Source organism: Lactobacillus ultunensis DSM 16047 (genome assembly GCF_001436305.1).
Classification (GTDB): Bacteria; Bacillota; Bacilli; order Lactobacillales; family Lactobacillaceae; genus Lactobacillus; species Lactobacillus ultunensis.
This window is the reverse complement of record NZ_AZFO01000041.1, coordinates 1-14,390: the sequence shown is the minus strand read 5'-3', so window position 1 is coordinate 14,390 and position 14,390 is coordinate 1. Positions and strand designations below refer to the sequence as shown.

The 14,390-nt window shown below is 36.7% G+C and carries 7 protein-coding genes and 3 pseudogenes; 4 read left to right on the top strand and 6 right to left on the bottom strand.

Annotated elements, in window-relative coordinates; all coding sequences use genetic code 11:
- From FC57_RS11445 to FC57_RS09310, 5 genes and pseudogenes are all read right to left on the bottom strand, one after another.
- Positions 1-103, bottom strand: a pseudogene (locus tag FC57_RS11445) (IS66 family transposase); the annotation flags it as partial.
- Positions 104-181: 78 nt separating this feature from the next.
- On the bottom strand, positions 182-304 hold the full coding sequence (locus FC57_RS11515) for a transposase (protein WP_162259278.1): 123 nt from the start codon (positions 302-304) through the stop codon (positions 182-184).
- 58 nt (positions 305-362) lie between these two features.
- Positions 363-578 (bottom strand): IS66 family insertion sequence element accessory protein TnpB, encoded by a 216-nt coding sequence (tnpB, locus tag FC57_RS11420; protein WP_007125315.1) that lies wholly within the window; start codon positions 576-578, stop codon positions 363-365.
- Positions 575-751 (bottom strand): hypothetical protein, encoded by a 177-nt coding sequence (locus FC57_RS11130; RefSeq protein WP_169302922.1) that lies wholly within the window; start codon positions 749-751, stop codon positions 575-577. Before FC57_RS11130 ends, tnpB begins: the two co-directional genes overlap by 4 nt.
- A gap of 282 nt (positions 752-1,033) precedes the next feature.
- A complete protein-coding gene (locus tag FC57_RS09310; RefSeq protein WP_007125317.1) occupies positions 1,034-6,025 on the bottom strand; it encodes a S8 family serine peptidase in 4,992 nt (1,663 codons plus the stop codon).
- 237 nt (positions 6,026-6,262) lie between these two features.
- Here FC57_RS09310 and FC57_RS09300 point away from each other — a divergent pair.
- A pseudogene (locus FC57_RS09300) lies at positions 6,263-7,580 on the top strand (UPF0236 family transposase-like protein).
- Positions 7,581-8,443: 863 nt separating this feature from the next.
- Here FC57_RS09300 and FC57_RS09295 read toward each other — a convergent pair.
- Positions 8,444-10,618 (bottom strand): LTA synthase family protein, encoded by a 2,175-nt coding sequence (locus FC57_RS09295; protein WP_007125322.1) that lies wholly within the window; start codon positions 10,616-10,618, stop codon positions 8,444-8,446.
- Positions 10,619-10,760: 142 nt separating this feature from the next.
- Here FC57_RS09295 and FC57_RS09290 point away from each other — a divergent pair, with 142 nt between their 5' ends.
- The 3 genes and pseudogenes from FC57_RS09290 to FC57_RS09280 all read left to right on the top strand — a co-directional run bounded on the left by FC57_RS09290 (position 10,761) and on the right by FC57_RS09280 (position 14,286).
- Positions 10,761-11,375 (top strand): VanZ family protein, encoded by a 615-nt coding sequence (locus FC57_RS09290; RefSeq protein WP_040529363.1) that lies wholly within the window; start codon positions 10,761-10,763, stop codon positions 11,373-11,375.
- Between the two features lie 74 nt (positions 11,376-11,449).
- Positions 11,450-12,787, top strand: coding sequence for a glucose-6-phosphate isomerase (locus FC57_RS09285; protein WP_007125324.1), 1,338 nt, complete (start codon positions 11,450-11,452; stop codon positions 12,785-12,787).
- Positions 12,788-12,907: 120 nt separating this feature from the next.
- Positions 12,908-14,286 (top strand): annotated as a pseudogene (locus tag FC57_RS09280) (MFS transporter).
- Positions 14,287-14,390: the final 104 nt, after the last annotated feature.

Below are 14,390 nucleotides of genomic sequence, written 5' to 3'. Positions count from 1 at the left end.
TTAAGTAAGCTACTTGTTCACGGAGAAGTTTGATCTCATCAGTTAGGTTTTGAATCGTAGTTGCTCGTTGGGCAATAATCTTTTTCAAATTTTCTGGTGACATAATTCAAGCTTCCTCCTAAATTTTGTCAGTTAAAAGCGTAGCAAAAAACGCGCGATGTCAAGTGTCAGTAGAATTCTGTTAGTAGAATTCGCGCGCTTTCGTGTTCTTTATTCTTAGGCTAATTGCGAAGCCCTTCATTAACCAATCAACCTGCTTAGAAGATAAAGCTTGAACTTCATTTTGATTCTTGGGCCAGTTCATTTTTCCGTTTTCAAATCTTTTATAGAGTAGCACTTCGTTATCCTGCATCACTAATGCGTTAAAGCGCAAAGTGGCTAGGCCAAAAGACTTGGCCGTCCCAATATAGGGCTTTGAAACGATCTTTGCGTCCGCAGCAAAAGAGGAAGACTCTGCCACTAAAAGGATCAAGCTCAAACTGTTCTTTAACTAGTGTTGCCAGTCCATCAATGCCTTTGCGTAGATCGGTCTTGCCACAAACGAGATAAACCTGACCCAGTTCATCAAGATTGATCATGATAAGACTTTCTCAAGCAGCTTATTCATCACCTCAGGATCTAAGCTGCTTGAGAAGTTCAGTTCCAGATCGTTCTTTTTTAAACTGAGCAAGAGATTGTTGCGTGGTGGGCGAGTCTTCTTCGGCCTGGTTGGGTGATTGAGCGCCACAATTGGCTGTTGTTTTTCGAGCATATGATTACTTCCATTAATTGATGAATTAATCATAGCTGAAAGTGGGAACCGGATCGAGACACTCAGTTATTTGACGCTTACCTTACTTCCATTCTATTGTCGACTTCAACCTCAATCTAAGTATAAGGAAAAAGGTAGGTAAAAACATCGTCATGTTTCTATCTACCTTATATACTTTAGGGTGTTGACAAAGAGCCTTTTAATTTTGACATAGTAAAAGTTAGATACTTTTACGGCTCACTTCACAATGTAAAAATTGTTGTACCCTTTTGTTTTTATCTTTTACAAAGTATTTGCTACTTTAACAAATTGACCATTAACCCTATAGTAAAATTTACCTTTAATATGGAATTTTTCTGCATTATTTTCTGCTAAAATCGTTTGGCCTTTCTTCAAAACCTTACTCTTCTTTACACGCTTACCATTTTTATCGTAAACAAATGCATTATGTGTAAGCTTCAAAGCTTTAGGCTTTTGAAGTTTAGTGTTTGCCACCTTTACAAATTGATCATTAGCTAACTTGTAGAAGTTCTTGCCTTTGATTACATATTTATCGGCGTTGTTCAAAGCACTGATCCATCTGCCATTTCTTAACAAGATAGTCTTGCCATTTCTTTTAACAACTTTACCGTTCTTATCATAAAGGTGTGCATTATGCTTTAATTGCAATCTCTTACCAGCTTGTAAAACCGTATTAGCTACCTTCACAAACTGATTATCGCCAACACGATAGTATTGCACCCCATTGATTACAACAGTTTTGCCATTGTCTAAAGCAGTAATTCTTTGGCCTTTCTTAAGCAAGCTGGTCTTATTAGTATCAGTGCTTAAAACGACTTGACCATCTTTGTTGTAGATATAAGCATCGTGTAGTAAGTTAAATGACTTACCAGTTAAAGTTTCACCTTTAGGTTGAACCGTAGAAACATCAGTAACTGATTTTTCTATGGTAGTACTTGATAGATTCTCTACAGTACCTGAAGTATTTGAATTGTTTGAAGTATCAGTATTTGATACTTCTTCTGGAGCGACATAATTTGGATCAAAGTGAACAGTTAATTTCTTTTTCACCTTATTTCCAACTTGGTCTACAACATAAACTGTGAAGACATGAGTAGTCGGTTGATCATTATTGTCATTTAAGTTTTCAACCTCTTCAAAATCATGAGCTCCATATGGATTAGTAAACTCAGTATCCATATTCAATCCTGCAACCTGATTATAACCAGAGTTTAGGAATTCTCGATAAATATTATTACCATTAACGAATAATCTATATCCATCAAGATTATCATTTACCTTGCCGGACAGAATGAATTTTGGATTATTAGTCCAAAGCTCTAATTTATCCCCATTAACTTGATTTACTTCCAAGCTAGGAGCAACAGTATCAAGAATAAGATTCAAGGTACCACGAACTCTTTGTCCGTCTTTAGTTTGGTAGATATATGCGATTGGACGTTGACCTGTTCTGTTAGCTGTTACCGTAAAGCTAAACTTACCGTCGTTGCCTAACTTAACTTGGTTTTCAGGAGCATTTTCATTAGAGTTATCACCTAATACAGTTAAAGATGCAACATTACCATCAACTTTACCAGTAACCATAAATTTCTGAGTTAAAGGATCATAGTATCCACGAGTAACAGCATTCTGACCAAAACGAGTAGTGTCGTTATCATTCATATAATCAAAATGAATATCTGGATTAGGATCCGTTCTTGTCGTTAGATCTGAAGGTGCATGTCCTGGATAGAAACCTGGACCAAATGAATCTAATTTTGCAACTTCATCCTTGGCTTCTACTCCCAAGGCACTTCTATCCGTATAAATTGGACGGTCAGCTGCGTCAGCAAAATAATAAACCCCTAGATGATTACTACTTGCTACACCCCCCCTAGATGTTTCTTGCTTATCATTAAAGGATGGACCATCTACTTCAGTCCAACCCGTTAGTAATGCTCTCTTATAAACGCCAGTTGTATTATCTTGATTGACGGAGGTATGAACATGGAATGTTGCAATCCCATCTTTTACTTCACCGGTATAAACTTCTCCAGTAAAGTAATCCATCGCATATGCTTTAACATTTTGACCTTTAGTTACAACAGCTTGAACAACTGTATCATTTGGATCGTTAGTTTTAACTGAACCAATAGTTACACCAAAGTTTCCATCAAATGTATCGGTCTTTTGCCAATTAAAGAAAGCTTTAGCTGTTACAGTTGAAAGACTATTAAGAACATGTCGACCTTCAGGATCAGTACTAAATACGAATTCAGTTGTATCAACACTAACTGGAGCTTGATATTTACCGTTCTGTACTTGAACCAACTTGCCGTTTAAGTAAAAGTCATGATTAGCCCCACCAAACAATATGTAAGTCTTAGTAACTGAATTATAGTTTGGTGATTTTTGATCAAAAGCTAAACCATTGACAGCATTCCAAATGCTTACGCCAGTCTCACTATCATGGTCACCAGCAACATCAACAGTAGCCAATGAAGTATTATCAGCGACATCACTCAAGGCTACGGTCATCTTATTTGTAGCAGTTGTTAATGCAGAAAGTGCATCTTGACCTAACACAAAATTAAAATGTCCCTTAGTCTTTTCCGTGTTATCAAAGCCTGATTCATCATCACTCAACTTATAGCCAAAGACCTTATCATTGACTGTTACTGTTGCATATGAATAATTCGTAAATCCTGCACCAGTATCTTGGTATTCACCTGACAAAGTATGTGACGCAGGATCATATTTTATATTTGATAATGTTGGAGCAACTGTATCAACTACTACTGGAAAATCAGCTGTTTGAACCTGATGTGGTCCTTTATTCCAAAGAGTAGCAACTAAACGGTAGGTGTAATTGCCATCTTTTGCAGTCTCCATTTTGCCTGTTTTGCTGTTATAAACCTTACCGTCCCATTCAAAAGCGTCAGGATTATCTCTCATTGAAACAGATAAACTTGTATCTTTAGTTACATCATTTTCATCGTAAGATTTATCTACACCTTGAACGTCAGAAACCACTCTAACTACTTTACCCTGTGCATCAAGGACTTCCACCTTAAGATCTTTAACATTTTGCTTCAAGTAAACATATGGTTTCAGTAAATCACTTTTTTGATTATCATTTGGTGAAAATGCAACTTTACCACTTTCATATAATTTGGCTACCTCTTGCCAATTATAGTTTCCATCAACATTTACAAGTTCCTTTAATGATTCTTGATCCGCAATTCCACGAGGATAGTTTTGTTCATTAACTAAACGATTACCTTGAATATCTGGATGTTCTTCATTTGCATTTTGATCAAAGACATTTTCACTAGTTAAGTCCCCATAATAAGCTAAGTAAGGAACAGAAACTGTAGATACATTATTAGCATTAGTAAAGCGCAAAAATCCTTCAACTAATTGATTCTTGTTTAAGCCTGTTAAGTCTAATGAATAGCTAACTTTGCGTTCTTCTTTAGGAGCTAAAGTAAAACTATTTTCACCATTTACTCTAGCGCCAGCTAATTGAACATCATGAAAAACACCAGTAGTTGTATCTCTTTGTTCAGTGTAACCTCCACCATAATCATCAAAAGTATAAGTTTGATTTTGATCAGTTAAATTATGGAAGGTCAACGTAAATTTAGTATTTTCATTAACTTGATGAAGTGATACTGAACTAGTGCCATCATCAGTAGTCACATAAACCGGTGTAGCTGTAGCACCACCAACATCAATTTGCCCTGCACCTTGACGCCTTGGTGAAACAGGTGTTGTATAACCTAATTGTTTTTGTGGTTTAGCCGTATTCATCAGCATTGCCTTTGCAGCAGTTACTAATTGTGCACCTTTTAATTCAGGATTAGTTTGTTTCAATCTTTGAATTACTAAAGCAGCACTAGCTGCAGCAAATGGACCAGCCATTGAAGTACCACTCATTGTCTGGTACTGATCATGATTAACAGTAGAAACAACTTGATACCCAGGTGCAGCTAAATCTGGCTTTAAGGTAAAGTCTTGAATTGGGCCCCATGATGAGAAATAAGCCATATCGCTTAAGTCACCAGTATCTGAAGTTTCTGCAGCAACTGTTAAGGCATTCTTGGAAGCACCAGGATTAGCTACTGTACTTGAATTAAGTGGTTCATAGTTACCAGCTTGACTACCAGATTGATATCCCGAATCTTGAACTTTACTTGGATTATCTACTGAAGCTGAATTACCGTTATTAGATGCTGAAATTGATACAAATACACCGTGATCAATTGCGTATTGAACTGCCTTTTGTTCAATATTGGTTAATTGTTGATCGGCAACACCTTGTCCTAATGACATTTGAATGACATCCGCACCTAAATTGGTTGCATCGTAGATTGCTCTTGCCACATCATCAGTTTTTTCATCTGAAAATTGTCCAAAAACTCTAAGTTGCATTAACTGAGCTTCAGGAGCAACACCAACGACATATTCTTTATTCCCATCTGGTTTACCATCAGCTGCAATGATCCCTGAAACGTGTTGACCGTGCGGAGAATCATTAGCATTGGTATCATCTGAAGTAATATAGTCATTATCACGATCGGCATAATTATAAACATATGGGAACTTCTCATTCACATATTTACCATAGCCCTGCTTTGAAATCTTAGCTTGCATATCATCCTTTGACAGTTTAGGATCTTCTGGCATGGTTTGAAAATCTTTATGAGTTGGATCTGCACCGGAATCGATAACTGCAACAACTGTTCCTTGTCCCCTATATCCTTGATCCCATGCAGACTGCACATTTCCTTTAACATGATCAGCTTGATTAGCAGGCTGTTGTTCCTGGTTTGGATCTACACTATTAGCTGTTGTACTTGTATTTTGTACATTAGAAGCCTGTGAAGTCTTAGGATTCGCAGTTGTTGAATCTCCAGAAACCACAGCTGAATTCTGTGTTTGGACTGTTGTATTAACCTGTGTTTTTGTAGAATCAGAATTTGAAACAACTACATTAGCAGTAGTGTTTTGATTTTGTTTTTGATCCTGTTGTACTACTTTAACTTGAACATCTGAAGCATCCGGATCATTGGTTGCTGCTTCAACAGCATTTTGACTAAGAAAAACAGTGGAACCTGAAGCAAGAGCAATAATTGCTGCAGCCACCCATTTTTTACGAACATTAATGATTGTTCTAGCCCTTTTTTGTGTTTCAATATTTTCTAATCTTCTTTTTGCCTTAAAGACAAATGAAAAATTTCTATTGCCATTTGGCGCAGTAGAATTGCTCATACTTTACATCTCCCTATCTTTATAAAATATATTTTTTATTAACTGAAAGTTGAAAGCTAGAAATCACGCTAACTTAGCGTGGTTTCTAGCTTTTTTGGTACTAAGTGTAAAATAATTTGCGGTAAGTTAAAGAAATAATTAAAAAGGCTCAAGTCCTTTTGAAAGTTGGACTTAAACTCAAACCAAAAGACCAGTAATCTAATGTTAAGCAAAAAATACATTAGAAGCTGGTCTTTTATGGATATTATTATAACTGATATTGTCAAAATTATTAAGTCTGAAAATAATGTGATCGCTAGAGAAAAAGCATTGATGATCTATTTCTTTAATCTAATTAGACTTTGATGGCTCAAGCTTTGGAACAAGTGGATGACAGCTTGGTAGAAGAAACCAAGCAGCAGGGTTTTCAGATTGAAAAGAAAAATAAGCGCTCAATCACCACCGCTTTTGGTGAAGTCAGTTATTATCGCAGAAGATATATCTGTCCTGGCAAACAGGCTTTGTATCCATTAGATAAGCTAATGGGCTATGATTGTTATAAACGCTACAGCGTTTTAGCAGTGAAAGATATCTTAGAAGTCAGTGCTGTTGCCACTTACCGCAATACAGTTTTAGTAGTTAATGCTCTTTCCTGCTCTAATATCAGTCATAGTCAAGTAGGCAAATTGATTATTCAAACCGGCAAGCAGATCAAAGAACAACAAGAAGCTGAAGATCGTTATGACCAAGCTGAACGGAAAAGAAAAGCACCAGTTTTATATCTTGAAGGTGATGGCGTGGTAATCAAGGGAACCAAGAAAAGATTAGAATTTCACCGCTATCAAATCTGCGAAGGCATTATCAATATTAAGCAAGATCAGACGCAAGCGAGTGCATGCCAAGGAGTTTGTTTCTTTAAGCCATTTAGATGCTTTACAGGAAATCAAAGAGTATTTAACTAACCTAACACTTATGATCTGACTAACACTCTGATTATCAGTAATGCAGATGGTGGCGCGGGCTATGCCAAAAAGACTTTGAGGAAATGGTCGGCTGCTGTAAGCGGCATGAGCACTTTCTGGATGTCTTTCATCTGAATAAAAAATCAAGGACCTTTATGCCGGCCATGCAAGGCGAGTTGATTGATGAATTAAATACGCCCGAAAATCATGAAAACCTTGAGCGCCTGCGCAGCTATATTTGGGGCGCCATTGGGCTGATATCGAACCGTTTAAAAAGCAAGATTTGGCAGTGATTAAAGCAATTGGCTGCTGCGAAAGTAATCACCATAGGTTCCTATCGTATTAAAGGACGAGACAAATATTGGTCTGAAGATAGAGCAGAAGGAATCCTGCGCGTTTTAACTTGCCTTAAGAATCAAGAGTTAGAGCACGAATTTACAGGCAGTCAGCTCCAGAAATTAACCGCAGAACGTTATAAACAGGCAGTATGAGCTGGTTTGAAAAAAGCATATGAAACTCATGTCAGTATTAGACAAGGAGCAATTGAAGCTAAAGTGGCTGGAGGCAGCTATTTAAACAATTTTGCCCACTCATTGAACCACATAAATTATTAAGGAAATTAAGGTTAGACTAATGGTTTTAGCCTATCGCAAAAATATTGACACTTACTTCAGACTTTATAATTTTGACAATTTTAGTTACAATTAATTCCATAAAAGACCAGCTTCTAATGTGTTTTTTGCTTAACATCAGACTACTGGTCTTTTTGTTTTGGAGTCAAGTCCTAAATTGGATTTGGCTCATTTTAATTTAGATTTAAACTTTACCACAAATTATTTTATACTTAGTTCTATAAGAAATCCTGCTGATAGGAGTAAATGAATAGAATCAAGCAACTAATAAAAGGCTGTTCGTTCAATTTGCTTGATTTTGCAATTAAAGCCTTCAAGACAGGCATTGGAATAAGGTAAATTGCCGTTTTCAAATTTTTTATAATAACCAATATTCCTAACCGTTCCAATAAAGGGCTTTGAAGCGATCTTTGCGTCCACCGCAAAAGAGGAAGACTAAAAGGATTAAGCTCAAACTGTTCTTTGTCCAGTCCATCAATGTCTTTGCGCAGATCGGTCTTGTCGCAAACGATATAAACCTGGCCCAGCTCATCAAAATTAATTATAACAAGACTTTCTTAAGAAGCTTATTCATGATTTCAGGATCTAAACTGCTATAAAAATTCAGCTCCGGATCGTTTTTCTTTAAACTGAGCAATAAATTATTGCGTAGCGGTCGAGTCTTCTGGGATCTTGTTGGATGACTAAATGCCACAATTGACTGTTGTTTTTCGATTATCTCCATGACTAAATTGACACGTCAATCATAACTGAAAGTAGAAGCTGAGACGATACACTTGATTATTTGACGCTTACGATTTAATTAGGAGCACTTATAGAAATAGTATATTTATATCTGTGAAATCTTATTTATTTTGTTTTGTCTTCTTAGTATCGCTATCAGATAATTGATTCTTTAAAACATTTTCTGGTATCTGAGTTATCTCTTGTTTTCTATTCTTTAACTCAGCCGCATCCGTCTTATATAGTTTGGTTGTCGAACCACGTTTACTATAGAGCGAAGTAGAATTGCCAGCTAGTTGTTCTCTGATTTCAATCATTTTTTGATAGTTTTCTGCATAATTAAACTGACTAGGGTTAACTGGGACAAAGCCAGTTGGAGTGTAGAATCTAAGCAAATTATGATTATTAAGCAAATCAGAATCATGCAGAGATTCTTTGCCTTCTTTAGCTAGTTCCGCTATTTCCTTCTTTTCTTGTGGCGTAAAGTTGACGATTTGTTTACCATTTTGACGATTGTAAACCGTACCTTTAATACCTTTAGCGCCAACGATTATATATTTATCGCTGACTATTGTTCCATTTCTAAAGACGATCCAATCTTTTCGTTTTGGTGAAAGCAAATCACTACCAAATTGAACGTAACCCTTAGTATTAACTCCCAATAAGTGAAGCAGAGTTGGAAGGACATCAATTTCACCGCCGACTTCATGATTGATTTCGCCCTTTAAATTATTAGCGTGAATCATGAATGGCACACGTTGCATCTGTACGTTGTTGTACGTATTCCAAGTGTCTGCACTTTCTCCAATTACTGGCGCTAGCGTCTCGTTTTCGGAGTTGCTTAAACCGTAGTGGTCACCATAGATTACGACCATTGTATTCTTATATAAACCGGAAGATTTCAAATAATTGAAGAATTCATGGACCGCCTCGTCTAAATAATGGGCAGTCATGAAGTAATTATTGATTGTTTGATCTGTAGTATTAGTAGTCTTGAAGTTAGGATCCTGGTCTTCTTTATCTAGATCAAACGGAATATGGTTGGTTACGGTAATGAATTTAGCATAGAAGGGTTGCTGCATTTGTTCTAAGTATTTAATACTTTCCGCAAATAGTAACTTATCCTTTAAACCGTAACCACTAGAGTCTTTGGCTTGAGAACTATAGTAGTTTTTATCAAAGAAGTAGTTGTAGCCCATATTCTTGTAGACATCATTTCTATTCCAAAAACTACCGACGTTGCCGTGGAAAACGGCAGAAGTATAACCGTTGTTGCGGAGGATCTGTGGCGCAGCCTGGAATGTGTTTTCAGAGCCCAGTGAAGTAAATAGTGAACCATCCGAAATACCATAAGTACCAGTTTCAAGCATATTTTCAGCATCACTGGTTCGTCCTAGGCCTACTTGATGATAAAAATTATCAAAACTAATCGTGTGTTTATTTTTGTAAAGAGAGTTTAGAAATGGGGTAACTTCTTTTCCATTTACTCTTAAATTGATCAAAAATTGTTGGAAACTTTCCAAGTGGATGATAATTACGTTGCGGTTCTTTTCGATGCCAAAAGTCGAAGCAGAAGGAGCCGCATAATTCTTTTTAGTAAACGATAAAATATTATTTAAATCTGATGCGTTTGCATTCTTCGTTACTTGTACATTTTGCGCACTTTTTAGTCCGTCATAGGCGGTAAAAGTATCGATCCCTAAATATTTCACAACGTAAGAGCGATCGAAAGTATTACGTAATAAACGTGGACGTGATGTTTCTGCCAATAAGATATTTAAAGTAAGAAGAAATGCACCAACAGAAGTAATTGCAAATGGAGTAGAAAGTCCATAAGATTTTTGATCAATCTTAATTTTATGCAAAATAAGCAAAGTGATAATGATGATTAAGTCGATCCAAATCAGAATATCCGTTGGATGAAGCAGTGCAACTGTACTTTTGCCTAGTCCCTGGGAAACCTTGCCGGCATTGGTCATCGTCTTAATAGTTAAGAAGTCAGAAAATTGGCGATAATAAATTATGTTGGCAAAGAGTAGAACAGTATTGGCAAAGTCCATCACTAGCATTGCGATATATGAAACGATAGGTTTTGGAAAATAGAAGCCAAAACTGACTAAGATTACTGCCGTAGGGATGGGACTAAGCCACATAATAATATGCTGGTATGGGTCAGATAGACCTAAATTGAAGTCGAAGTATACAGCAAAAATGTATTTTAACCAAAAGCAGGCGACTAAAAGGGATAGAAACCCGGTGCGTGTTTGGATAAAATCAATAAGTTTCTTTTTCTTCATATATTTCTCCTTTAACAAAACCTAATTTTAATAGTTAAATTCAGTTAAAACAACGTTTTGCTAAGAGTTATCTCTTTTTTAATAATTTGATTAGGCAAAAATGGTTATAATCTATAAAGAACAACTGGGAAAGAGGCAAAGCATGCTATTTTTGGGGCCACTTTATAGACTTCTGGCAAGACAATATGCAACTAGTATTAATCATTTCGCATTAATTAAATTGACTTTATTAGCGCTTGATAAGACGATTTTTTATTTCTTGATTTTTGCTGTCTTGCGTCTTATTTGGCTTCTTTTTATTCGTAGGAGACGTTCGCTTAAATCGGAAGCTTGTGTCTGGATTTTTGCGTTTTATCTAATTTTGATTTTAATGCTGACGACTTTTAGAGATACTTATTTCCCTTGGCAGTTGTACTTTAATTTTAGCAGGCCATTGAGCGATATTAATTTTGTCTTTATGAAGGAAACGTGGAAATTAGTGTATGCTCCAAGCCGATTAGATTTCTTCTATAACTCTTTTGGCAATGTCTTGTGTTTTGTTCCATTTGGGATTCTATTTCCGATTGTTTTTTCAAAAAAGCAATCTTTTCCCAAGACTGTCCTGATAGGGATGCTGCTTTCAGTTTGTATTGAAACGTTGCAGTTCTTGTTAGGGACTGGTGTTAGCGATATTGACGATGTCTTTTTTAACACCTGTGGAGCCATTTTAGGGTATGCAATTTATTGGATCTTCAAAAAACTATGTATGCGCTTGTAAATGATACTGGTATTCAATAGATAACATTGTTAAAATAGATATGTGAAAAAATTTTATAGTTAGGAAGCAGATTTATGAGTTTAATTAATTTTGATAGTAGTAAATTAACCCCATTTGTTCATGAAAATGAATTAAGCGAAATGCAAGCTATGGTAAATGCTGCTAACACTGAACTCCGTGACGGTACCGGTGCTGGTAATGATTTCCGTGGTTGGCTTGACTTACCAGTTGACTATGACAAAGATGAATTTAGTCGTATTAAGAAGGCAGCTAAGAAGATCCAAAACGATTCAGATGTTTTAATTTGTATCGGTATTGGTGGTTCATACCTTGGTGCTCAAGCTGCTATTGAATTCTTAAACAGCAACTTCTATGGCAAGGAAAAGACTGATATGCCAACTGTTGTCTTCTGTGGTAACTCACTTTCAGGCTCATACCTTTATGACTTGATTCAATGGGTTGGCGACAAGGACTTCAGCATCAACGTTATTTCTAAGTCAGGTACTACTACTGAACCTTCAGTAGCTTTCAGAATCTTCAAGGACAAGTTGGTTAAGAAGTACGGTAAGGAAGAAGCCGCAAAGCGTATTTACGCAACTACTGACCGTCAAAAGGGTGCTTTGAAGACCGAAGCTGATGCAGAAGGTTATGAAGAATTTGTAGTTCCAGATGACATTGGTGGTCGTTACAGTGTTCTTACTGCTGTAGGTTTACTTCCAATTGCTGCTGCAGGTGCTGACATTGACGAATTGATGAAGGGTGCTGCAGATGCTCGTGCTGATTACACTGACACTGATTTGTCAAAGGCAACCCCTTACCAATACGCAGCATTGCGTAATATCCTTTACCGTAAGGGTTACACTACTGAAATTGTTGAAAACTACGAACCAACTTTAAGAATGTTTGGTGAATGGTGCAAGCAATTAATGGGTGAATCAGAAGGTAAAGACCAAAAGGGTATCTACCCATCAAGTGCCAACTTTACTACTGACCTTCACTCACTTGGTCAATACATCCAAGAAGGTTTACGTAACTTATTCGAAACTGTTATCCGTGTTGAGAATCCTCGTCACGATGTTGAAATTCCAGGTGACGAAAAGAACTTGGATCAACTTAACTTCTTGGAAGGCAAGAGCTTAAACTACGTAAACGACCGTGCTTACGAAGGTGTTGTTTTGGCCCACACTGATGGTGGTGTTCCAGTTATGACTGTTAACATTCCTGACCAATCAGCACATACTTTAGGTTACTTAATTTACTTCTTCGAATTAGCTATTGCTATTTCAGGTTACTTGAACGGTATCAACCCATTCAACCAACCAGGTGTTGAAGCTTACAAGCGTAACATGTTTGGTCTTCTTAACAAGCCAGGTTACGAAAACTTACACGACGATTTAGCTAAGCGTCTTTAATAATTAGCTATACTCAGCATATTTGATAGTATGCATTTTAATATAATTAGCGACGCTAATTAAAGAAAGAGTAGAAAACCGCAAAAGTTTTCTACTCTTTTTATGTAGGGGAGTTGTTTTATGAAGAAGGAAACTAAAAATATCTTAGCTGTTTTATCAGCTGCTTTTATGTCCTTCGTGGGAATCTTGACTGAAACCAGTCTAAATGTAACTTTCCCGACCATGATGAAGGAATTCAACGTATCGTTGGATACAATTCAGTGGACGACCACAGGATATTTGCTAACAATTGCAATTATTATGATTTGTTCATCATATTTAAACGAAAGGTTTACCGCAAAGCAATTATTTACTACTGCATGTATCGGTTTCATGGTAGGTAGTGTTATCAGTGCGATTGCACCGGACTTTCCAATTTTGCTTTTAGGTCGACTAATATCGGCTTTAGGAGCCGGATTGAGTACGCCTTTGATGTTTAACCTAGTTACTGAGATTATGCCACGGTCTAAATGGGGCGTTTATATGGGAATTGCTGGATTAGTTGTTGCTATGGCTCCAACTTTAGGCCCTGCGTTTGGTGGTGTAACCACCTTTTATTTGAACTGGCGTTGGATCTTTGGCTTTGTTACAATTTTTGCACTAATTGTTTTTATTGCTGGGATTTTAGTAATTGGCAAGTATCACGATCAAGTGAAGAGTAGTTTTGACTATCTATCATTTATTACCTTAGCTGCTGCTTTTATTACCTTAACATTAGGCGTTAACCAAATTAGCAATGGTTTGGCTAATCCTATGCTCTGGATTTTGCTTGTAATAACTATTATTTTATTCTGGCTCTTTGTTAAGATTTCGCAGAAATCATCTAAGAAGCTATTAGATTTGGATGTCTTTAAGCAAAAAGCCTTCGTTTTTGGTGCGTTAGCTTATTTCTTACTTCAGTTTAACAATATTGGGATTAGTTTTGTTTTGCCAAACTATATTCAAATTGTAGGCAAACAGAGTTCGCTAATAGGAGGCTTAATTTTGCTTCCAGGCAGTATTATTGCAGGTCTGCTTAATCCATACTTCGGTAGTTTGTATGACAAATTAGGAGCTAAATTACCGCTATATGGCGGAGGCGTATTAATGACACTTAGTTGTCTGTTATTTGCTGTTTTTGGTTTAAATCTTAATAGTATGATAATTATTGTTTTCTATGGCATCATGATGTTAGGTCATAGAATGGCTTTTAGTAATACATTAGCCGAATCATTAAAAGCAGAAACGAGTAAATTGCAGGCTGATGCCACTGCTGTTTGTCAAACTAGCCAACAGTTAGCAGGTTCAGTTGGAACGACAATCTTAGCTTCCATTATGGCTGTTTGGCAAAAACGTGGGCGAGGTTCTTATGCTGCAGCGACGGCTCAAGGTAGTCAAGCTGCCTTCTGCTTCACCTTAGTTATCGGATTAATCATTCTTTTAGTTACTGGAGAATGTTTAGAACAGAAAAAAGCAATTAAACTGGTGCATTAAAGGTAAAATAAGTTATAATACTAAACGGATGATGAAATTTAGTGAGAGATAAAAAGACGGCTGACACTGATACATTCCCTGTCAAGTAGAC

Coding starts and splice junctions, on each gene's coding strand:
- FC57_RS11515 (WP_162259278.1), bottom strand. CDS start 304: ATGAACTGGCCCAAGAATCAAAATGAAGTTCAAGCTTTATCTTCTAAG.
- tnpB (WP_007125315.1), bottom strand. CDS start 578: ATGATCAATCTTGATGAACTGGGTCAGGTTTATCTCGTTTGTGGCAAG.
- FC57_RS11130 (WP_169302922.1), bottom strand. CDS start 751: ATGCTCGAAAAACAACAGCCAATTGTGGCGCTCAATCACCCAACCAGG.
- FC57_RS09310 (WP_007125317.1), bottom strand. CDS start 6,025: ATGAGCAATTCTACTGCGCCAAATGGCAATAGAAATTTTTCATTTGTC.
- FC57_RS09295 (WP_007125322.1), bottom strand. CDS start 10,618: ATGAAGAAAAAGAAACTTATTGATTTTATCCAAACACGCACCGGGTTT.
- FC57_RS09290 (WP_040529363.1), top strand. CDS start 10,761: ATGCTATTTTTGGGGCCACTTTATAGACTTCTGGCAAGACAATATGCA.
- FC57_RS09285 (WP_007125324.1), top strand. CDS start 11,450: ATGAGTTTAATTAATTTTGATAGTAGTAAATTAACCCCATTTGTTCAT.